The sequence below is a fragment of the Sorangium sp. So ce375 genome, assembly GCF_051473855.1.
Taxonomy (GTDB): domain Bacteria; phylum Myxococcota_A; class Polyangia; order Polyangiales; family Polyangiaceae; genus Sorangium.
In genome coordinates, this window is the sequence record NZ_CP150335.1 from 5883763 (window position 1) to 5905340 (window position 21578).

At 72.3% G+C, this 21578-nt stretch carries 17 protein-coding genes; 5 read left to right on the forward strand and 12 right to left on the reverse strand.

Going from position 1 to position 21578, the window contains the following annotated elements:
• Positions 1–74 precede the first annotated feature (74 nt).
• On the reverse strand, positions 75–1013 hold the full coding sequence (locus tag WME90_RS21700) for a hypothetical protein (RefSeq protein WP_437283078.1): 939 nt from the start codon (positions 1011–1013) through the stop codon (positions 75–77).
• Between the two features lie 340 nt (positions 1014–1353).
• On the opposite strand from WME90_RS21700, the gene hisC reads away from it, so the two are divergent.
• Together hisC and WME90_RS21710 are read left to right on the forward strand one after the other, a co-directional pair.
• Positions 1354–2445, forward strand: coding sequence for a histidinol-phosphate transaminase (hisC, locus tag WME90_RS21705; RefSeq protein ID WP_437283079.1), 1092 nt, complete (start codon positions 1354–1356; stop codon positions 2443–2445).
• A complete protein-coding gene (locus WME90_RS21710; RefSeq protein ID WP_437283080.1) occupies positions 2436–3602 on the forward strand; it encodes a tetratricopeptide repeat protein in 1167 nt (388 codons plus the stop codon). The genes hisC and WME90_RS21710 overlap by 10 nt, the downstream gene beginning before the upstream one ends.
• Positions 3603–3640: 38 nt before the next feature.
• Here the strand turns inward: WME90_RS21710 and WME90_RS21715 are convergent, their stop codons facing one another.
• The 8 genes from WME90_RS21715 to nuoE form a co-directional block, all read right to left on the reverse strand.
• A complete protein-coding gene (locus WME90_RS21715) occupies positions 3641–4621 on the reverse strand; it encodes a hypothetical protein (RefSeq protein ID WP_437283081.1) in 981 nt (326 codons plus the stop codon).
• A gap of 264 nt (positions 4622–4885) precedes the next feature.
• Entirely contained in the window at positions 4886–6412 is a 1527-nt protein-coding gene (locus tag WME90_RS21720) for an NADH-quinone oxidoreductase subunit N (RefSeq protein ID WP_437283082.1), read from the reverse strand.
• Positions 6409–8412 (reverse strand): complex I subunit 4 family protein, encoded by a 2004-nt coding sequence (locus WME90_RS21725; protein ID WP_437283083.1) that lies wholly within the window; start codon positions 8410–8412, stop codon positions 6409–6411. The genes WME90_RS21720 and WME90_RS21725 overlap by 4 nt, the downstream gene beginning before the upstream one ends.
• On the reverse strand, positions 8409–10973 hold the full coding sequence (nuoL, locus tag WME90_RS21730) for an NADH-quinone oxidoreductase subunit L (RefSeq protein WP_437283084.1): 2565 nt from the start codon (positions 10971–10973) through the stop codon (positions 8409–8411). The genes WME90_RS21725 and nuoL overlap by 4 nt, the downstream gene beginning before the upstream one ends.
• Before the next feature lies 1 nt (position 10974).
• The gene (nuoK, locus tag WME90_RS21735) at positions 10975–11283 is read right to left on the reverse strand and encodes an NADH-quinone oxidoreductase subunit NuoK (RefSeq protein WP_437283085.1); all 309 of its coding nucleotides are present in this window, start codon (positions 11281–11283) and stop codon (positions 10975–10977) included.
• Positions 11280–11921: an NADH-quinone oxidoreductase subunit J family protein gene (locus WME90_RS21740; RefSeq protein ID WP_437283086.1), complete on the reverse strand. Its 642-nt coding sequence runs from the start codon at positions 11919–11921 to the stop codon at positions 11280–11282. Before WME90_RS21740 ends, nuoK begins: the two co-directional genes overlap by 4 nt.
• On the reverse strand, positions 11918–13270 hold the full coding sequence (gene nuoF / locus WME90_RS21745; protein WP_437283087.1) for an NADH-quinone oxidoreductase subunit NuoF: 1353 nt from the start codon (positions 13268–13270) through the stop codon (positions 11918–11920). Before nuoF ends, WME90_RS21740 begins: the two co-directional genes overlap by 4 nt.
• A gap of 4 nt (positions 13271–13274) precedes the next feature.
• Positions 13275–13757 (reverse strand): NADH-quinone oxidoreductase subunit NuoE, encoded by a 483-nt coding sequence (nuoE, locus tag WME90_RS21750; RefSeq protein WP_437283088.1) that lies wholly within the window; start codon positions 13755–13757, stop codon positions 13275–13277.
• A gap of 634 nt (positions 13758–14391) precedes the next feature.
• On the opposite strand from nuoE, the gene WME90_RS21755 reads away from it, so the two are divergent.
• Entirely contained in the window at positions 14392–15810 is a 1419-nt protein-coding gene (locus WME90_RS21755; protein WP_437283089.1) for a zinc ribbon domain-containing protein, read from the forward strand.
• A 114-nt stretch (positions 15811–15924) separates the two neighbouring features.
• The gene (locus WME90_RS21760) at positions 15925–16287 is read left to right on the forward strand and encodes a DUF2752 domain-containing protein (protein ID WP_437283090.1); all 363 of its coding nucleotides are present in this window, start codon (positions 15925–15927) and stop codon (positions 16285–16287) included.
• Between the two features lie 127 nt (positions 16288–16414).
• Here WME90_RS21760 and WME90_RS21765 read toward each other — a convergent pair whose 3' ends face one another.
• Together WME90_RS21765 and WME90_RS21770 are read right to left on the reverse strand one after the other, a co-directional pair.
• Positions 16415–16981 carry a hemerythrin domain-containing protein gene (locus WME90_RS21765; RefSeq protein ID WP_437283091.1) on the reverse strand — a complete coding sequence of 189 codons (567 nt, stop codon included), beginning with the start codon at positions 16979–16981 and terminating at the stop codon, positions 16415–16417.
• 143 nt (positions 16982–17124) lie between these two features.
• Complete coding sequence (locus WME90_RS21770) at positions 17125–18138, reverse strand: serine/threonine-protein kinase (protein ID WP_437283092.1); 1014 nt, start codon at positions 18136–18138, stop codon at positions 17125–17127.
• Positions 18139–18517: 379 nt separating this feature from the next.
• On the opposite strand from WME90_RS21770, the gene WME90_RS21775 reads away from it, so the two are divergent.
• Positions 18518–19072, forward strand: coding sequence for an exonuclease domain-containing protein (locus WME90_RS21775; RefSeq protein ID WP_437283093.1), 555 nt, complete (start codon positions 18518–18520; stop codon positions 19070–19072).
• A gap of 28 nt (positions 19073–19100) precedes the next feature.
• Here WME90_RS21775 and WME90_RS21780 read toward each other — a convergent pair whose 3' ends face one another.
• Positions 19101–21572 (reverse strand): hypothetical protein, encoded by a 2472-nt coding sequence (locus tag WME90_RS21780; RefSeq protein WP_437283094.1) that lies wholly within the window; start codon positions 21570–21572, stop codon positions 19101–19103.
• Between the last annotated feature and the right edge of the window lie 6 nt (positions 21573–21578).

A 21578-nucleotide genomic window follows, 5' to 3' on the forward strand; every position in this document is an offset into this window, starting at 1 on the left:
GCGGCGGTCGACACCTGATCAAGGACATCAAACCGCGCTGGTACACGTTCGGGCAGTGACGGGCGGCGCGCCGCTCAGGTCCCCTCGACGGTCGCGCCCTCCAGCGCCTGCGGTCCCTCGATCCAGGCAGCGAGGCGCACCTCGTCCCCCGGCGGCTCGCCCAAGACGACTACGAGAAACGGGCCGTTGCAGACGAAGGGGCGCTCGTACATATCGCCGCGCCCGAGGGTCATCGGCCCGGGCTCGCTCGGCGGGAGCGCGTCCCAGCCCAGGCGGAAGCGGACCCCATGGCGGGCGTCGCCGATCCGGCGACCGTCCCCGTCTGCGAGCATCTTGCCGATGAGCTCGTCGTGGACGCGGACCGCGCACAGGTCGAGCGGGGGGATCCTTAGCGCACAGTTCCAATCGAACGGCTTCTCGGCGAACCAGCGCCGCAGCCAGCTTTGCGAGCTCCGCGTGGCCGCGACGACCTCCGCGACAGCGGCCCCGAGCGTCTCGGGGCGTGGGCACCGCGCGACAACGACCCGCTGATCGTCCTTGGCGTCGAGCTCGATCACGAAGTCATCCAGGTCCCGGTAGCGGTGTATCCGGAGCTGCGCCGCGGCCCTCGCCCGCGTCGCGTCGTCGACATCCTTCCAGAGCCCGAAAGCAGGCACGACGTGCTCGCCAAAACGAATGGCGTCGAGCTGGCTCGCGAAGGGCGATACGAACGACGGGCGCACGAACGAGAACGCGTATGCTCCGAGCGCGTCTCCCGGCGCACTCTCCGGCAGCGCGCCGTCCGGGATCGGGCCGAACCTGCGGGCGATCTCCTGCGCTACATCCCGGAGCGCTTCGTCTGCTCTGCCGACGCGCGCGACCGACCACGGCGCCTCGTCGGCGTGCGGCACGGCGACCGCCTTGCCTCCTCGCTCCTCCAGAGGGAAGCCCGGAGAGAAGATCAGGTTCTGGCCTTCGGCGATAGGGGAGGACAGCGATGGCACGAGCACGGTCGCAGGGCTCACCATGGGCATGGGGTCACCTCGTCCTGATAACGCGTGAGATCCATCAGCGATGCTCCCCGCTTCCGGGCACATCTCCGGAGCGCACAGAGATGGACGCTCTCTACCTGCGGTGCCACCGACGGCAAAGATGACCTCGCGCCCACCGCCGCGCGGTCGGAGCGTTCGGTCAACCGCGCAACCGCGCAACCCCGACCGCAGCGCCGGAGCGCTCGGGCTCGGCGAACCGCGGCCGCATCGCCGCCCCGAAAACGCGCACGTCGAGGTGTTCCCGGTCCGGCGCGGGTAGTATACCGCTCTCCTCCGCCTCCCCTCCCTCATCCCCGCGCCCGCGACGACCGTGGACCGAGCCATGCCGCTGCCCGACTTCCTCCCTGCGCTGCTTCGTCCGGAGCTCACCGAGCTCCACGCCTACACCCCGGTCGCCGGTCACTTCCCCGTGCGCCTCGACGCCAACGAGAGCCCTCCGCTGCTCTCGGCCGAGGCGCGGGAGGCCCTCGCGCGGGCCGCGGCGCCCGAGGAGTGGGGCCGTTACCCCGACGCGCGCGCGCTCGATCTCCGCGAGGCCATCGCCGCCCACTGCGGCACCGATCCTGACGAGATCCTCGTCGGCGTCGGCTCCGACGAGGTGATCTCGGTGGTGCTCACCGCGCTCAGCCGGCCGCGGCAGGGCGCGGACGCGGCGAGCATCGTCACGGTCAGCCCCACCTTCGTCATGTACAAGCTGAGCGCGCGCGCGCGCGGGATGCGCGTCATCGAGGTCCCGCTCGACGCCGGCTGGGACCTCGACGTGGCGGGCCTCGTGCGCGCCGTCGATTTCGCGCGCCCCAACGTCGTCTTCATCGCCTCGCCGAACAACCCGACGGGCGCGCTCATGTCCGAGGACCGGCTCGAGGCGGTCGTCGCCGCGGCGAAGGACGCCCTCGTCATCGTCGACGAGGCGTACATCGACTTCGCCCCGCGCGACCAGCTCGCCCTCCTGCGCAAGCACCCGAACGTCGCCGTGCTGAGGACGCTCTCGAAGATCGGCCTCGCGTCGCTGCGGATCGGCTGGCTCATCGGCGCCCGGGAGCTCGTGGCCGAGCTCGACAAGGTCCGCCAGCCCTACAACCTGCCCACCCCGTCGCAGCGCGCGGCCGCCTTCGCCCTGCGGGAGCTCGGCGGCGAGCTCCGCCGCGTCGCCTCCGCCGTGACGGGCGAGCGCGAGCGCCTCGCGGCCGGGCTCGCCGAGCTCGGCCTCTCGGTCGCGCCGAGCCACGCCAATTTCCTCTGGGTGGGCACGCGCCGCCCTGCCGGCGAGGTCTTCGACGCGCTCGCGGCGCGCGGCGTCCTCGTGCGCAGCTTTCACGCGGCAGGCGGGCGCCTCGCCCACCGGCTCCGCATCACCGTCGGCCTCCGCGAGGAGAACGATCGCCTCCTCGCCGAGCTCGCCGCGTGCGCGTAGCCGTGCCGCCCTCCGCCGCGCGGCGCGCGTCGCGTGTGTTCCTCGCGTCGCTCGCGGCGCTCATGTCGATTGCCGGCTGCGCCGCGCCCCGGGTGGCGCGCTCGATCGACGGCCAGATCATCGAGGGTCGTCCGATCGCGGCGTACGCCTATGCGCTGTATGCGATCGGCGCCGAGGCCGAGGCGCGCGGCGATCTCGCGACGGCGCTGGAGGCGTACGAGCTGGCGGAGCGCGGAGACCCCGACAGCGCGGACATCTGGACCCGTGTCGGGTCGGTGCGATGCCGTCTCGGGCGCGGGGAGGCGGCGGACGCCGCCTTCGAGCGCGCCCGCGCGATCGAGGCCGACTACGAGCCGGCCTACCGCGAGCAGGCGCGCTGCGATCTCGCGGCGGGGCGGCTCGAGGCGGCGCTCCGCCGGATCGATCGGGCGATCCTGCTCGATCCGGAGGGAGACGACGGCGCCCTGCTCCGGGCCGAGATCCTGCGGCGGCTGGGCCGAACGGACGACGCGCGCCTCGCCTTGCGCGCGCTCGTGGTGCGGCGCCCGCGGTCGACGGAGGCGTGGCGCGCGCAGCACGCGGTGGCCGTCGAGGCCGGCGATCGCGCGGCGGCCGACCAGGCTGCGCGGCGCCTGCGGGAGCTGGCTGCGCCGGGGGCGGCCGCCCTCGGTCGGCGGCTGCCTTCAGGCGGCCGGCTGGCCGAGGTCGACGAGGCGCTCGTCCTGGGCGAGCTGCGCCGCGCCCGTCGCCTGGCGCGCGACGCGGATCTGACGCCCGCCGAGGTCGCGGTGCGCGCGGCCGCGCTGGGCCGGGTCGGCGAGGCCCGCGAGCAGGCCGAGCTCGTCTCGGCGGCCGATCCGGCGAGCGCCTCCGCGCTCGTCGCGCTCGCGGTGGCGGCCGATCTGAGCGGCGATCTCGACGCGCTGACCCGGGCCTGCGACGCCCTCGACCTGTCCGCGGCGGCGGGCGGCCCCACGGTGGGCCCCTCGCCGCTCGCCCGGCTCCTCTTCGCCGAGCTGCTCTTCCGCCGCGTCGGCCGCGACGCTGCGCTCACCTGGCTCGGCCCGCTGCCGCCGCCCGCGCCCGGCGCCCCGGATGCGCTGTCCCACGAGGTCGAGCGTCGCGTTCACCGGGAGCTCGCGGGCGGCGCGCCTTAGCGACGCGGCGGGGGCACGCGCCCCCGCCGCCGTGTAGCTCAGGGCGAGGGCATTGTGTGCGGCTTCTCGTTGTACTTCTTGAGATCGAAGTTGAGCTCGAAGTCGAGCGTGTTGTCGCCCTCCTTGATCTCGATCTCCTTCTTCACGTCCTGATCGATGGCCGGCAAGAGGGCGGCGGTGAGCACCTTGCCCACGGGGATGCCCTTGATCTCGAACTTGCCGTCGAGCCCGGTCACGTCGTGTGTCGCGAACTTGAGCACGAAGACCCCGGCCTTGAGGAACGGCTTCGGCATCTTGTCCACGAGCTCGTAGTACCCCGCCTGCGGCGGGAAGAACTTCACCGGATCGCCTTGCGGCACGGCGACGAGGACCGCCATGAAGGGGGCGCCCTCGAGGTTCGGCATGTACGACTCCAGGGGATCGAGGTTCGCGACCTCGAGCCGCTGTCCATACGACATGACCACGGTCCTCTTCGAGAACGCGCACCCGTGGATGGTCACCTTCTCCGCCTCGTCGCGCTCCGGCACGTAGCCGCTGTAGTTGACGACGGTGACGAGCGCGTCGGCGACCGCGTTCTGCTGTCCCACGCGGAACAGCCGCCCGTAGGTCGCGGCGGCTTCACCGCACTTGCCGATCGGAAAGCTGAGCCCTGTATCGGGCGGCGGGTCGCCCTTGATGGTGACGCGTCCTCGCAGCGTCCCTGTCGGCCCGCTGTACGGCGCCTGTCGCTTCGGGTTCATCACCTTCACGACGTCCTCGGAGGTCAGCGAGATCGCGTGCGCCTCGGCCGCCTTGGCCTGGGCGCTCGCTGCCCCGCTGGCGCTCGCGCTCCCCACGGCCGCGGGCGCCGCGCTCCTCGCGGCCGCAGGCGCCGCGCTCCCCGCCGGCGTCGCGCTCCCGGCGGTCGCGCCGCCGCTCGCGTTCCCGCCCTGACACCCGAGCGCCCCGAGCAGCGCGACGCACGCCGCTCGGATCCTCGCATCGCCCGTTCTTCTCTGCAGCTTCTCGCCGGTTCGCATCGGCGCCGACTTTAGCAACTCGCGCGCCCCGCGCAGCACCGCGAATCCGCTGGCGAACGAAGCGCGAGCGCCGCGAGCGCTAGCGCCCCGCTGCCATACGAGTTGGCAGCGCTCTTCCAGGCCAGCCCCCGCGTTGCCGAGCGGGGGTTCACCCGCACAGGAGACGGGCCCAGATCGACGTTTTCGGCGCGCAGGCGTACTCCGGTACGCCGAGCACCGAAAACGTCGAGGTGGGCCCGTATCCGAAGCGGGTGGGCCCCCGCTCTAGCGAGAGGCGAGGACCGCGCGGACCGCGATCCCGAGCGAGGTCGTCGGCCAGATGCCGAGGACCATCACGAGCACCGCGGCCACCACCAGCGCCGCGTTGACGTAGCCCGAGCGCATCGGCCGGGCGATCGGCGCGCCAGGCGCCGGCTCGCGCATGTACATGTACACGAGCACCCGCAGGTAATAGTAGGCCGACAGCACGCTGTTGAGGAGCAGCGCGACGGACAGCGTGTACAGCTCAGCGCCCATCGCCGCCTTGACGATGTAGAGCTTGCCGAAGAAGCCCGCCGTCGGCGGCACGCCGGCCAGCGAGAGCAGGAACAGCGAGAACGCGAGCGCCGCCACCGGGTGCCGCTTGCCGATGCCGGAGAGGTCCTCGTAGCTCACCGCCTCGGCCCCGCGGCTGCCGCAGAGGATGAGCGTCCCGAAGGCGCCGACCGTCGAGACCGTGTAGGCGAGCAGGTAGAACATCACGCTCGCCTGCGCGTCCTCGCTCGCCCGCACCGTCGCCGCGACGCCCACGAGCAGGTACCCGGCGTGCGCGATGCTCGAGTACGCGAGCATCCGCTTCACCGACTCCTGCCGGCCCGCGATGAGGTTCGCGACCGTCATCGTGAGCAGCGCCATCACCGCCACGGCCGGCGGCCAGCCCGCCGCCCACGACGAGAGCGCCGGGCTCCCGAACGCGCCGAGCAGCACGCGGAGCAGCGTCGCGAACGCCGCGCCCTTCACCGCGACCGCCATGAACGTCGTGGCCGGCGTCGGCGCGCCCTCGTACGCGTCCGGCGTCCACATGTGGAACGGCACCGCGCTCACCTTGAACGCGAGCCCGACGAGCATCAGCGCCGCCCCGATGAGCAGCAACGCCGGGTTGGGCGCCGCGGCCCCCTTCGCGCCCGCGATGGCGTCGCCGATCCCCGCGAGGTCGGTGTGCCCCGTCGCCCCGTAGATCAGCGCGCCGCCGTAGAGCAGCAGCGCCGCCGCGAACGAGCCGAGCAGGAAGTACTTGATCGCCGCCTCCGTGCTCCGCGGCGACGTCCGGCGGAAGCCGGTCAGCGCGTACGCCCCGAGCGACATCGTCTCCAGGCCGAGGAAGAGCGTCAGCAGATCCCCCGCGGCGGCGAGGATGATCGCCCCGACCGTCGAGAAGGTCAGCAGCGGATAGAACTCCCCGCGATCGAGCCGGTGCTCCGGGAGGTACCCCCCGGCGAGCAGCGCCGCGAGCGCGCCGCCCAGGCAGAGCACGAAGGAGAAGAACAGCGTGAACCGGTCCATGACCAGGTACGGGGCGAGCACGTCGACCCCATCCAGCGTCTCGGGGCCGACGAACCCGACCGCGCCCGAGAACACCGCCCCTGCGAGGAGCGTGATCGCGGTCCCGAGCGCGATGTCGGACGAGGGGCCGGAGCGCCGATCGTGCGACTCCTCGCGGCGGTGCGAGAACGCCTCCGAGAGCATCAGCAGCGCGCCGCCGAGCGAGACGACGATGAGCGGCGATACCGCGAGGAACGGTCCGATGTTCATCGCGCCGCCTCCCCCGCCGCGAGCGCGCCGCCCGCCGCCCGATCGCGCCGAGCCTGCTCGTCTTCACCCGCCCCCGCCGCGCCCTCACCGGATCCCGGCGAGGGGGCCCCCTTGAGGAAGGCGGGGGAGAACGTGTCCTCGGGCAGGAGCTTCGCGTTCCGATCGTCCGCGAAGAGGATCGCCTGCCCGGAGACGACCTTGAACTGGTTGTAAGTAGACAGGACCGACTCCTTCATCCGATCGAGGAAGATCGCAGGGAACAGGCCGATCACGAAGATCATGAGGACGAGGGGCGCGAGCGCGAGGCCCTCGCGGGGCGTCACGTCGGGCAGGTATTTGTTCTTCGGGTTCGTGAGCGGCCCGAAGAACATCTTCTGCACGACGCTCAGCATGTAGACGGCGGCGAGGATGACGCCCGCCGCGGCGCCGATCGTGTGGATCCCGCTGAACGTCCCGAGGCGCTCGGAGGCGTAGGTCCCCATGATGATCATGAACTCGCCGATGAACCCGTTCGTGCCGGGCACGCCGACGGAGGCAAACGTCACGATCAGGAAGAGCGTCGCGTAGACAGGCATCACCTTGGCGAGGCCGCCGAACTCCGCGACCTCGCGGGTGTGGCGGCGGTCGTAGATCACGCCGACCAGGAGGAACAGCGCGCCGGTGGAGACGCCGTGGTTCACCATCTGGAGCACCGCGCCCTGGATCCCGCTCGGCGTGACGCCGAACAGCCCGAGCATCACGTAGCCCAGGTGGGCGACCGACGAGTACGCCACGAGGCGCTTCACGTCGGACTGCTTCCAGGCGACGAGCGCGCCGTAGAGCACCCCGCCGAGGATCGCGATGCCGGCCATGTTGGCCGCGAGGCTGGAGGCCGGGCCGGGGAAGAGGCCCATCGAGAAGCGCAGGTACGCGTACGTCCCGATCTTCAGCATCACCGCGGCCAGGATCACCGAGCCGCCGGTCGGCGCCTGCACGTGGGCGTCCGGCAGCCACGTGTGCACCGGCCACATCGGCACCTTGATGAAGAACGCGATCGAGAACGCCCAGAAGCAGAGCATCTGCGCGCCCCGGGGCAGCACAACGCGCGAGAGCGCGAGGTAGTCGAACGTGTAGGCGCCCGTGAGCTTCTGGTTCGCCCACACGAGGTACACGATGCCCGCGAGCATCAGCATCGAGCCCGCCATCGTGTAGACGAAGAGCTTGATCGCCGCCTTGATCTTCTCGACGCCGCCCCAGATGCCGATCATCACGAACATCGGCACCAGCATCAGCTCCCAGAAGACGAAGAACAGGAACAGGTCGAGCGCGACGAAGGCGCCGAGCATCGCCCCCTGCAGGAACAGGAGGCAGAAGCAGAGCTCCTTGATCCGGGTCTTGATCGAGCCGAACGACGCGTACGCCGCGATGGGCGCGATGAACGTCGTGAGCAGGACGAGCCAGAGGCTGATGCCGTCGATCGCGACGTGCCACCGGATGCCGAGCGACGGGATCCACTCCTTGATCGACTGGAAGTGCCAGCCCACGGTCATCGGCACGGTCAGCAGCCACAGCGACGCGAGGAAGCCCGCGCCGAGCACGGCCAGCGTGAAGCCCCGGAGCAGCGAGAGCAGCTGCCGCGGCATGAACAGCACCGCCGCGGCGCCCACGAACGGCAGCCCGATGAGCACGTTGAGCAGCGACGACCACTCCGCAGTGGCCTCCGCCGCGCCCGCCGTATCGGACGGCCAGAGCCACTGCACGCCGAGGACGGTGAGCGCCGCGATGAGCCCGAGGCCGACCCGCTGCCACGCGGTGTACCCCGGGGCGCCGTGGGCCTCGCCGTGCGCGTCGTCGTCCCCGTGGTGGTCGTCGCCGCCGTGGTGGTCGTCGCTCCCGTGGTGGTCGTCGTCGCCCGGGTGGGCGCCGTCCGCGCCGTGCCCGTCGCCCGGCGGGAGGATCGCCCCGACGACGCCGGCAGCGAGCGCCGGCCAGTAGTGCATTACGAGGTCGAGCGCGCTCATTGCAGGCCTTTCGGCTGGATCAGGTCATGGATCTGCTCCGCCGGGGTCGCCCCCGGGGGCAGCGCGGGCACGTCCGGGCCCCGCATGGTGGTCGGGTCCGCGGCGGTCTTTCGGCTCGGCGGCCTGGAGAACGAGAAGGTCTCCGTCGCCTCGCGGTCGAAGGCGTTGCGCACGCGGAGCACGACGTCCTTCTTCTCGCCCGGCTCGACCTTCACCGTGACGTCGGTCGCCTCGGAGAAGTCGCGCGCCGGCAGGCCGGGCGCCTCCCAGCGGTACCGGTAGCCGAGCCCCGGCGCCGCCGAGAGCCTCACCTCGCCCGACCGGCGCAGCTCCGCGTCGTCGACGTGCGCGTCCGCGTGCGGCTTGACGAGGAACCAGCCGACGCCCGCGAGGCCGACGACCATCGACGCGGCGTAGACCTGCACGCGGCCCGTCTGGAGCGCGCGCAGCACCGTCCCGAAGAACCCGACCAGCGCCGCGGAGAGCTTCGCGATGATGCCGTCGATGATCCACTTGTCGGCCATCGTGAAGATGTCCGCGATCGCGTCGACCATGCCCACGACCGTGGCGTTGTAGAGCTCGTCGATCCGCCACTTGTCGTAGATGAGCTGGTACAGCCCCGGGAAGGTCTGCGCGAAGCGCCGCTCGGGCTCGCCGCGCTTGTTCCAGTACACGAGCATCGCCAGGCCGATGCCGGTAAAGCACGCCGCGACGCCGGGGAGCATCATCGGGAAGAGCAGCCCCTCCACCCCCTCGCGCGCCGTCACCGACCGCGACCCCAGCGCGAAGACCGGCTCGAGCAGGTGCGCGAGCGGCGCGAACGCGTGGTTGTGGGTGAGGTGCACGAGCGGCTCGGCCATGAGGAAGCCGGCGAAGACCGACAGCGCCCCGAGCACGATCAGCGGGATCGTCATCGGCAGCGGCGACTCGTGGGGCACCGGGCCCTCGAGCTTCTCGCCCGGCGCGTGCGCGTGGTGGTCGTCGTGGTGGCCGTGCGGGTGCGGATCCTTCCAGCCGCGCACGATCGTCCAGCCGCGGAACTCGCCGTGGAACGTCTGGAAGTAGGCGCGGAACATGTAGAACGCGGTCATCGTCGCGGCCAGGATGCCGACGCAGTAGATCGCCGGGCCGAGCCAGTCGGGCCACTGCCACGCCGGCTGCCCGCGCGTCGAGGCCGCCTCGATCCGGCCCGAGAAGGCGCGCCACAGGATCTCGTCCTTCGACCAGAACCCGGCGAACCCGGGGAAGCCCGCGATCGAGAGGCACGCGAGGAGGAAGGTCCAGCGCGTGAGCGGCATGTAGTTCTTGAGCCCGCCCATGTTCCGCATGTCCTGGGACTGGTCGGTGTCGTGGATGCGGGCGTGCATCGCGTGGATCACCGAGCCGGCGCCGAGGAACAGGCACGCCTTGAAGAAGGCGTGCGTGAGGACGTGGAAGAAGCCGGCCGCGAACGCGCCGACGCCCACGCCGATGAACATGAACCCGAGCTGGCTCACCGTGGAGTACGCGAGGACCTTCTTCAGGTCGTTCTGGAAGAGCCCGATCGAGGCCGCGAACAGCGCCGTGGCCACGCCGGTCACCGCGACGACCGCCATCGCGAACGGCGACAGCACGAACACCGCCGAGAGCCGGGCCACGAGGTAGACGCCCGCGGTCACCATCGTCGCGGCGTGGATCAGGGCGGAGACCGGCGTCGGACCGGCCATCGCGTCGGGCAGCCAGATGTAGAGCGGGATCTGCGCGCTCTTGCCGGCGCAGCCGAGGAACAGCGCGAGCCCGACCAGCGTCGCCGCGTAGACGAGCACCGGCTGCGACGGGACGAGGAAGCTCAGGAAGCCGGGCACCGTGTCGGCCGACATGTTGCCGATCGGCCAGATCTTCACCGCGCTGAGCAGGTTGCCCGCGTTCGCCGCGATGCCGTCGAAGCTCAGCGTGCCCGCGTAGTAGGCGAGCATCGCCATCGCCACGAGGAGGCCGAAGTCGCCGATGCGGTTCACGACGAACGCCTTCTTGCCCGCGCTCGCGTTCTTGTCGTCCTTGAACCAGAACCCGATGAGCAGGTAGCTGCACATGCCGACGCCCTCCCATCCCACGAAGAGGACGGCGAGGTTGTCGCCCATGATCAGGACGAGCATCGAGAAGATGAACAGGTTCAGGTACGCGAAGAACCGGTAGTACCCCGGGTCCTCGCGCATGTACGCGGACGAGTAGAGGTGGATGAGGAAGCCGACGCCTGTGACGACGAGGATCATCGTCCCGCTCAGGCCGTCGACGCTGAACGCGACGTCGATCGGGATCGACTGGCCCATCCGGCCGGTGATCGAGAACCAGCGCCAGGCGTTCCAGGTGAGCTTGCCGCCCTCGTGCGGCAGCATCAGGAACGTCGTGACGGCCGCCAGGAAGGCGCCGCCGAGGGCGGCGAGCGCCATCAGCCGGACCGCGTCCTTGCCGAGGCGCTTGCCGAAGAGGCCGTTCACGAACGCGCCGAGCGCCGGCAGGCCGAGTATGACCGCGAGCAGCGCGAACTCGGACGCGGGGAATAAGACTCTCAGGGCTTCCACGCTAACTCCTCAGGAGATCGGCGTCGTCCGAGCGCATCGTCTTCCGGATGCGGTAGAACGCGAGCACGATCGCGAGACCGACTGCGGCTTCCGCCGCCGCGATGGCGATGACGAAGAACGTGAAGATCTGCCCGGCGTGATCGTGCGGGTGCACCCGGTTGTACGCGACGAGCGTGAGGTTCACGGCGTTGAGCATCAGCTCGATGCTCATCAGGAGGACGAGGAGGTTCCTGCGCAGCAGGAAGCCGATCGACCCGATCACGAACAGCACCGCCGCGACGACGAGGTAGTACTCGATGGGGACGGTCATGACTTCGACTCCTTCGCCGACAGGGTGACGTGGCCCTCGAGGGCGCCCGGCTGCGCGGCCCCCTGGTCGCCCGGCTCCGGCGCCCCGGCGCCGGCTTCGGCCCCGGCGGGCAGCAGCGTGGGGTCGACCTGCTTGCCGCGGGCGACGGCGACGGCGCCGATCACCGCGACGAGGAGCAGCGCGCCCGAGAGCTCGAAGGGCACGATCTCCTTCGTGAAGAGCTCGTGCCCGAGCGCCTCGATGGTCCCGAGCGCCTCGGGGGCGGCCGGGATCGCCATCGCCCCCGGCTTCGAGGCGCTCGCGATGAGGGCGAGCGCGCCGATGCTGCTCGCCCCGAAGACGCCGGCGCCCACGTAGCGCGGCACCGCGGTGCGGGCGTCGCGCGGCGACGTGGCCGACGGGCCGAGGAGCATGATCACGAAGAGGAAGAGGATGACGATCGCGCCCGCGTACACGAGGATCTGGATCGCGGCGAGGAACTCCGCCGAGAGCATCAGGTAGAGCCCCGCGATGCCGACGATCGACGTGAGCAGGCCCATCGCGCCGCGGATCGGGTTCCTGGCCGCGACCGTGGCCAGACCGCCGAGCAGGACGAGCAGCGACGCCAGCCCGAAGAAGGCGAACTCGAACAATTTCACGGCGTAAGCACCCCTGTCGACGAGCGGCCCTTTGTCTGAATGTACGCCTCGAACTCCTTGCGGAACTTCCGGAGGAAGCCGAGCGCGGGCATCGCCGTGCCCTCGCCGAAGGCGCAGATCGTGTTGCCCATGATGTTGTCGGCGATCTCGTGCAGCCGATCGAGCTCCTCGATCGTCCCCTCGCCGTGCACGATGCGATCGAGGATCCGGTGGATCCAGGCGCTGCCCTCGCGGCACGGCGTGCACTGGCCGCACGACTCGTGGCGGTAGAAGCGCATCAGGTTGTGCATCGCGAGGACGGGGCACGCCTTGTCGCTGAGCACGATGGCGCAGCAGGTCCCGAGCATCGTCCCGAGCGCGCGGAACGTGTCCACGCCGAGCGGCACGTCGAGCACGCTCTGGCCGTGCCACGGGTGGAGCGGCGACTTGTCGCTCGGCGCGTTGACGACCTCGTCGGCGCGCAGGATGGGGCACGACGAGCCGCCCGGGATGACGCCGAGGAGCTTGCCGTGCTTCACGCCGCCGCCGTACTCGTAGATGAGGTCGCGGAGCGTGACCCCGACGGCCGCCTCGAAGATCCCGGGGTTGTTCACGTGGCCGCTCACGCCGAAGAGCCGGCAGCCGCCGTCCTTCAGGTGGTGCAGCGAGGAGAGCTTCGAGAAGTTCTCCCCCCCGAGCTCGAGCGCCGTGGGCACGGCCGCGATCGTCTCCAGGTTGTTCACGGTCGTCGGCATCCCGAACGCGCCGAACTGCGCGGGGAACGGCGGCTTCAGCCGCGGCTCGCCGCGCTTGCCCTCGAGCGAGTTGAGGAGCGACGTCTCCTCGCCGCAGATGTACGCGCCGGCGCCCGTGTGGACGTAGACCTCGACCGGGTAGTCGATCCCGAACGGGCGCTTGCCGAGGTAGCCCTTCGCGCGCGCCTCCTCGATCGCCCCCCAGAGCCGCGCCTTCGAGAGGTGCAGCTCGTCGCGCACGTAGATGTACGCGGCGTGGGCGCCGATCCCGAAGCACCCGATGATGCACCCCTCGACGACCGCGTGAGGGTTCTTCTCCATCAGGGTGCGGTCCTTGAAGGTCCCGGGCTCGCCCTCGTCCGCGTTGATGACGAGGTAGTGCGGCCGCTCGGGCTTCGGGGGCCACGGCATGAAGCTCCACTTCACGCCCATCGCGAAGCCGGCGCCGCCGCGGCCGCGGATGTTGGCCGCCTTCATCTCCTCGATGAGCGCCTCGCGCGTCATCCCGAGGGCGCGCTTCGCCTGCTGGTAGCCGCCGCCCTTCTCGTAGATGGACAGCTTGTGGCCGTCGGGCGTGTCGTAGTTCTTTGTCAGATAGCGCGTCAGCCGGAGCATCTCGTCACCTCGTCAACCGATCGAGGATCGCGTCGACCTTCTCGAGCGTGAGCCCCTCGTGGTAGTCGCGATCGACCTGCATCATCGGGGCGGTGCCGCACGAGGCGAGGCACTCCGCGGTGCGCAGCGTGATCTTGCCGTCCTTCGTGGTCTCGCCGGCGTGGATCCCGAGCCGCTTCTCGCAGTGGTGCAGCACCGCGTCCGCGCCGTTCAGCGCGCAGCTCAGCGTCCGGCACACCCAGACCTGGTGCTTGCCCACGGGCTCTTTGTTGAAGAGCGTGTAGAAGGTCGCGACCCCCTGGACGTGCGCCGCGGAGAGGCCGAGCTGCTCGGCGACCCAGCGGAGCACGCGCTCGGAGACCCACCCCTCCTGTTCCTGGCAGAGGTGGAGCACGGGGATGCACGCGGCCTGGCGGTTCGGGTAGCGCGCGAGGATCTTCTCGAACTCGGTTCGCCGCTCGGCGGTCAGAGCAAATTGTTCGGTCATGTCGGCTGTTGGCACGGTCCGCTGGCTCCCTGGGCGCGCCGCGCTCGCGGCGTGCCCGCTTCCACATGCAGTCGGGACCCCGCAACGCGGGTCCCTTTCAACGAGGGTCCGCCCGGCAGACCCGGGCGCTACCTCGTGCGCCTCCGACTGGAGGCGCCTGCCGGAGGCGGACAGCCCCGCGCACCGGCGGCCGGGCATTCGGTTGTCCGTCGTACGGAGCCGTCCCGAGGCGCGGGCACGCTAGTGAGCGACGGTGGTCACTGTCAAGGCGCGCCAGGGGGGAAACATAAAGCGGACCACACAAAGCCCCGCCCTGCCCAGAAACCGGACGGCGGTCCACGTCGAGCTCGTCGTGGTCGTGGACATCGTCGTGCCCGCGGCCACGCGCCAGGAAGCGCCGGCGACCACGTCCACGTCCACGACCGCCCCGGGGGGCGCCCTCCCCGCCTGGAGCACGTGGCCACGCGGTACTCCCTGGGTTTTCTGACGAAGAACGCGTAGCCTGCGGAGAAGTCCGCGGCGTTCTTCGTCTTTCACTTGAGAACCGGAACGCGCTTCAACTACCCTCGGCGCCCATTACGACGCGCAGGGGCGCGGATATCCGTAGCAGCGAACCCCCCGCCGGAGGTGGTGCGTGTTCTGTCCGAATTGTGGGACGCAAAACTCGGAAACGGCGTCCACGTGCACGAAGTGCGGCTACAACCTGAAGGGCGCGGCCGCGCCGAAGTTCAAGGGCACCATGCTGATGAGTCAGCCGTCCTCCGGGGCGGGTGCGGCGAGCCCGCGCGCGCCGGGGGCGCCTCCGCCTCCGGCGCCTCCGGCCGGAGCGCCGCCGGGCATGGCGGCGATCCCGAGCCCGCCGCAGGGCCTCGCCGGCACGGTGGTCGGCGTCCCGCCGGCGGGGCTCGGCGCTTCCGCGGGGCCTCCCCCTGCCCCGCCGCCGCCAGGAATGGGCTACGGCTCGCCGTCCCCCGGGGGACAGCAGCCGTCTGGCCCGGCCTTCGGCGGCGCGGCCGCGAGCCCGGCGGGCGGCTACGCGCCGTTCGGCCAGCAGCCGCAGGGCGTGAACCCGCTCGGCGGCACCATGGCGATCGACCAGCTGCCCGGGTACAGCGCGCCGGGCCAGCCGCCCGGCGGCCTGGGCGGGGCCGGAGGCGCGCCGCCCGGTGCGTTTCCGCAGCCCGGCGGCTACGGGCAGCCCCCGCCGGGCGGCCCGGGCGGGAATCCTTTCGGCCCGCCGGGTCAGGACCCGATGGGCGGCCTCGGCGGTGCTCCCCCCGGTTACGGGCAGCCGCCCGGTTACGGGCAGCAGCCTGGCTACGGGCAGCAGCCTGGTTACGGGCAGCAGCCTGGTTACGGGCAGCCCCCCGGCGGTGCCCCTCCCGGGTACGGGCAGCCTCCGCAGCACGGCGCCAGCGGGTACGGTCCGCCTCCGGGCCAGGACCCGATGGGCAGCGGCGGCGGCGGCTACGGCGGTCCCCCGGGCGGCGCCTACGGCAGCCCTCCGGGCGGTGGCTACGGCGGCTCGCCGGCCGGCGCCTACGGAAGCCCTCCGGGCGGCGGCTATGGCGGCTCGCCGGCCGGCGCCTACGGAAGCCCTCCGGGCGTGAGCGATCCTGGCGCTTACGGCGGCGGGTCGCCGGGCGGCGCTCAGATGTCGGCTCCCGGCCAGTTCGGCCAGGCAGCCAGCAACCTGGGCGTGTACGGCGGCGCCGGGTCGCTGGCCCCGGGCGGGAAGGGCGAGACGCGCAACCCGGTCACGGTGTGTGTGATCGGGATGGTGTGCTTCCTCTACGCCATCTGGCAGATGTGGGCGATGCTGAACGAGCTCCAGCAGGCGACGAAGGACCCCGAGTTCAAGCCCTGGTACCTCTTCATCCCGTTCCTCAACTACTACTTCCTCTGGGTGAAGGTGCCGGAGCAGGTGACCCGGGCGAAGCAGATGGCCGGCTCGCGCAACCCGCAGGCCGAGGGCATCGTGCTCTACGTCTTCCTCCCGCTCTACGCCCTCGCGAAGGACCTCAACGAGGTCTGGGACCCGAACGCCGCCTGACCCGCGCCGCGGTCGTCTGCCGTGCCGCCGTCCAGCTCGACTGAAGCCTGTTCGCCCGCTCCATCGGCCCTATCCCGATGGAGCGCGGCGCACCCGCGCGGCCGCGCGGCACGTTTGGGCGCGGCGGCGGCGCTGCTCGGGCTCCTCGTCGCGTGCGGCGCCCCGCTCTGCCCGTTCGCGATCATCACCCGCCACCCCTGCCCCGGCTGCGGGCTCACGCGCGCGACGCTCGCCCTCGCGCAGGGCCACGCGGCCGAGGCGCTGCGGCTCCACCCCCTCTCCCCCGTCATGGCGCCGCTCGTGATCGCCGCGCTCGTGTACAACGCGGCGATCTACGTAAAGGACGGCCGCATCGCGGCCACCGAGGCGCTGCAGGGCGCGTGGGTCACGCGGCTCGGCGTCGTGCTGGCCGTGCTGATGGTCACCGTCTGGGTCGCGCGCTTCCTAGGCGCCTTCGGCGGCCCCGTCCCCGTCTAGAGCGGCGGTCACCCGCTTCGGATACGGGCCCATCTCGACGTTTTCGGTGCTCAGCGCACTGGAGTGCGCTTGCGCGCCGAAAACGCCGATCTGGACCCGTCTCCTGTGCGGGTGACCGCCGCTCTCTTTAACAACCGCGGACGCGGAGGGCTTCGCCTCGGCGGCGCGACACCGGGCGCAGCGCGCGCACGGAGTGGGCGCCGCGCCGGGGCCAGCCGCGCTGCGAGCGCGCGAGCTGGGCGCCCGCGGGCACGCCGACGCGCAGCAGCACCTCGTAGGCGCGCTCGAGATCGCTGCCGATCACATCGAGCTGCTCGTCCGTCAGGCCCCGCTTCGCCTTGGGGAACAGGACGTCCTCCTCCTCGTCGGCGTGGTGGGCGAAAATATCCCGCAGGAGCCGGAGGCGCGCCTCGAACCGCACATCGGTCACGCGCGTCCGCAGCAGGTTGTCTGCCGCGAAGCGCGCGAGGCCGTGCTTCTCGTACGCGTCGTGGAGCGGCTTCCTGTCGCCGGCCATCCGCTCGGCACACACCGGGTAGAGGTACGTCTCCTCGATGCGTACGTGCGCATCGATCATCCGGGAGAGCTGCGCGACCATCGACGTCCGGAGGCCCGGGCTGGGCTCGGCGGCGATGCGCGTGATCAGGGCGCGGACTTCGAGATGCTGCTGCTCCAAGAGATCGAGTGCGTCCATGGGGTTCCCCTCGCGTGAAGCTCACTGTCCCGCACTCCCGCGCTTGAGCAGCGCGTGCACAGCCCCGGATCGCGGTGCCGGGCGGTGCGGTGCAGGCGGCCCCGTCGTGGCAAGGAGCGGGCCGGCGGCGGGGCGCGCGGGTGCTACTTCGGCGACACCCGCACGGCGGCGAGCGCGTCGCGCATCGCCGAGGCGCTGGCGAAGCGGTGGTCCGGGTGCTTGGACAGGGCGCGCGAGAGCACCTCGTCGAGCACGCGCGGGACATCACGGCGCTCCCGCCGGAGGGGCACGGGCGCGGAGCGCACGATCGCGACGAGCACGTCGAGATCGCCCCGGCCCCGGAAGGGGAGCTTGCCCGAGAGCGCGTAATAGATCAGCAGCGCGGTCGCGAACAGGTCGCTCCGCTCGGTGATCGCGCGGCTGCGCATCGCCTGCTCCGGCGACATGAAGAGCAGCGTGCCGACGAGCGACCCGGGGCTGTCCGGCGTCACGCCGTCGCCCGTGTCGACGCCGGGCTCGTGCGCGAAGCCGAGATCGATGAGCTTGACCGTCGTCGCGCCCTCCCCCGCCCCGGCGCCCCGCGCCCCGGGGACGAGCAGGATGTTGCCGGGCTGGAGGTCCCGGTGAACGACCTTCGCCGCGTGCATCGCCGCGAGGCCGGCGAGGATCTGGTCCGCGAGGGCGAGCGCGCGGCCGATCGGCAAGGGGCCGCGCTGCCGGACCTCCTCGCTCAGGGTGACGCCGTCGAAGAGCGGCATGACGAAGAACGGCCGCCCGTCCTCGAGCCGCCCCTCGCCGAGCACAGGGCAGACGTTCGGGTGGTCGATGCGGCGGGCGAGCCGCACCTCGCGGGCGAACCGGCCCTCGATCCCGGAGTCCCCCGCGTGCACGCGCCGGAGCACCTTGAGGGCGACCGGCTCCCCCGTCGCGGCGCGGCGGGCCGCGTACACCGCGCCCATCCCCCCCTCGGCGATGAGCCGCTCGATGTGCAGTCCGTGCTCTGTACGACCGACGAGCGGGTCGAGGGCCAGACGCCCACACGCCGGCCCCACCGTTGTAACCTCGCCTACTGCGCCGGCGCCGCGCGCCGCCGGGAGCCCCTTCGGCGCCCCCCGCTCGCGTCCTGCGTGGCGGACGATCCCGGAACGAGGAGGCACCCGTTGCTCCTCGGCGGGATCGTGACCCGCGGCGGCAGGGTCAGGGTCAGGGAGCGCCTCAGCGAGCGCCGACCTGTCCCTGGCCGAACCGGAGGAGCAACGGAGCTGCGAGCCAGGATCCACGTAGAGAACCTCGTCAGAAATTACCTGACGAGTGTCCATGGACCAGGCCCTCCAAGCAAGCGGATTGGGAGCCGAATCGACCAACCGTGTGTGGGTGCCCCTCCGGCTTATGTCCCGTATCTACTCAGTTTTTGCCCGGACGAAGTGAACCGCCCAAGGCGTTTCTGGACGGTCGGGAAAATCCTGAAGGATATTGCGTCCCGATTCCCGTTACGTTGCCCGCGCACTCCTCACTACATGCCGAGGGCGACGACGGATGGCGAAGCGCCTTGATCTCATTCTCGTGATCGACGTGGAATCGACCTGCTGGGACGGCGACCCGCCGAGGGGCGAGGAGAACGAGATCATCGAGATCGGCGTGTGCCCGCTGGAGGTCGCCTCGTGCCGGCGGCGCGAGCGCCGCTCGATCCTGGTGCGCCCGGAGCGCTCGCGCGTGAGCCCGTTCTGTACGGCGCTCACGACCCTGACGCAGGCGGACGTCGACGCCGGCGTGTCGTTCAGGGAGGCGTGCGCGACGCTCCGGACCGAGCTCAAGGCGCAGGATCGCCTCTGGGCGAGCTACGGCGACTACGACCGGCGCATGTTCGAGCGGCAGTGCCAGGCGCGCGGCGTGCCGTTCCCGTTCGGGCCGAGCCACCTCAACGTGAAGAGCCTGTTCGCGGTGACCCACGCGCTGTCGCGCGAGGTCGGGATGGCCGAGGCCCTGGAGCGCGCTGGCCTGCCGCTCGCTGGCACGCACCACCGCGGCGGTGACGACGCCTACAACATCGCGGGCCTGCTCGCGCACCTCCTGCTGGCCGCGCGGCGGTGACGCGGGCCGCGCCGGCGGCGCGGGTCGCTCACGCGATCGGCGCCGCCTCGAGGGCGTCGGGCCGCGCCCCCGCGGCGTCCCGGGGCGGCGGCTCGCCGGCGGCGGCGCCTTCGCGGGACGCCGCTCCCTCCTCGTCGCCCGCGGCGGTCGCCCCGGCCGCGGCGGGGGGCACGGTCGCCGCGGCGAGCAGGTAGGCGAGGCCCGCGCCGAGCAGCAGGGCGCTGTAGCCGAGGTTCAGCGCGCACAGCGCGCCGACGGCCATCGCCGTCGCGCCCGCGAAGGCGCAGAGCGCCCAGCACCAGGGCAGCAGCGCCGTCGAGACCGAGTCCACGATCTTCACCCCGAGCGGCGCGAGCGAGCCCGCGAGCACGCCGAACGGCGCGAGGATCACGAGGGCGAGGAGCGCGCGCGGGAAGGACGCGAGCCCGAGGCCCCACCGAGCGAGCGGCACGAGCCCCGCCGCCGAGAGCGCCGCGGTCACGGCGAGCGCCTCCGCCACCCTCGCGGAGACCGCCGTCGCGGCGCCCGGGGCCACCCGGGCGGTGAGAAAGCCGCCCACGCCGGCCGAGACAAGGAGGACCACGAGGACGGCCGGCAGCTCGTGCGCGGGCAGGTCGAGCAGCAGGAGCCCGTGCCGGAACACGGCGAGCTCGATGAGCGCGAAGCCCGCGCCGATCGCGGCGAAGAAGGTGAGCGCGCGGGTGCGCGTCGCCGACGGCGCGGCGTCGCGCGGCGTCGACGGCGCCGCGGCGTCGCGCGGCGCGAGGCGCGCGGCGAGCGGCGGGAGCAGCACGCCGAGCGCGAAGAGGAGCGCGCCGACGGCGAGCAGCAGCGCGAGCGCGAAGAGGGCCGTCTGCCCGGCGCGGAGGGCTCCGACGTCGCCGAGCACCGCGGGCAGGCGGCGCGCCGGGACGGTGTACGCGAAGAACGGCCTGTCGTCGGTGGGCGGCGTGAGATCGGCCTCCGCGTCGGGCGCGCCCTGAGCGACGAGCGCGGCCGCCGCAGAGGTCGAGGGAGCGGCCGCCGCGACGAGCGCGCTGCGGACCGGGGTCGCGGGGCGATCGGGGGCGAGGATCTCCGAGAACCTGTGCTTGCGGCAGTGGCGGCGCAGCGCATCGACGTCCTCGCGCGCGAGCGGCGTGCGCCGGGCGAGGAGCGCGGTCTTCTGCGCGGCGCTGCACGCGAAGAGGTGCTCCTTGGGCGCGGCCGCGCCCGCGCGGCGCAGCGCCGCGGCCGCGAGGGAGAGCAGCCGATCGAAGTCCGCGTCCGCGCGGGTCAGGACGAGCGTGCCCTCGGGCAGGAGGCGCGAGAGGAAGTCCCCGACGCCCTCGACCGTGTAGAGCCGGTCCTCCGAGAGCGCGAGCGCGCCGGTCGTCGACGCCTCGACGGTGTCGGTCGACGGGATCACGATGTTCCTGAAGAGCAGCGGCGTGCGGAGGGCGAAGCTCCGCCCGTCGCCCACCGCGAGGTGGACCTCGGGCTTGTCGAGCAGGTTGCCGCTGAACGCGGCGTACCGCCCGCGCATCACCTCGACGACGCCGCGGTCGCCCTCGACGGCGTAGACGTCCTTCTGCCCGGCCTTCAGCGCCGCGCGCACGTCGCGCCCGCCCCCGACGCCGACGACGAGCGCGGGGCCTCGGTCCTTGTGCAGCGCGTACGCCATGTCCTCGGGCTGGGGCGGGGGCGTCGTCTTCGCGTCCAGGATCGGGCTCGCCGCGGCGCCGCCGAGCCGCATCATCGCCGCGCCGGCCCTCGGGCGGTCCACGGTGATCAGCGAGCGCTCTGTCCATGTCTCGAGCTCGGTCCGGTCGGGCGACGCCCGGCGGATGCCGGCGAGCCGGAGCCACGGGGCGCCGACGTCGCCGGCGAGGAGCACGAAGGCGCCGAGCACGAACGTGGCGACAAGGCCGCCGGACGCCCGCTGCTCGCCCTCGTGGCAGCGGGACCCGAGGTAGAAGAAGACGCCCGCCACCGCGAAGAAGATCGCCGCCGCGAGCGCGGCGCGGGGCGCGCCCGCGCGCAGCGCGCCGGCCGCCGCGAGCCCGCCGAGGGCGCCGCCGACGAGGTCGAGCAGGTAGAGGCGGGGCATCTCGCGCGCCGCGTGCCGGATGGCGGCCGCGAGCGCGAGGCCGCCGAGCGCGAACGGGACCGTGGACGCCGCGTAGCACAGCGCGAGCCACGGGAGCGACCCCGGCGCCGGGACAGGCAGGGGCTCGCGGTGCGCGAGCAGGATGACCGTCGCGAGCGTCGCGCCCGACGCGAGCGACGCGAGGGTCGCCATGCGGGCGAAGAGCGCGGGCGGGCGGGCGAGCGACGGGACGACGTAGAGCAGCGCGCCGCCCACGCCCGCGCCGACGAGCGACAGCGAGAGCGCGAGGAACGCATGGACCTCGCCGAACAGCGCCGCGTAGATCCGCGCGAGCGAGATCTCGAGCAGGACGGTGGCGCACGCGAGGGCTGCGACGCCGCTGAAGAGACCGCTCCGCTGGGGGACCCGCATGGGCCC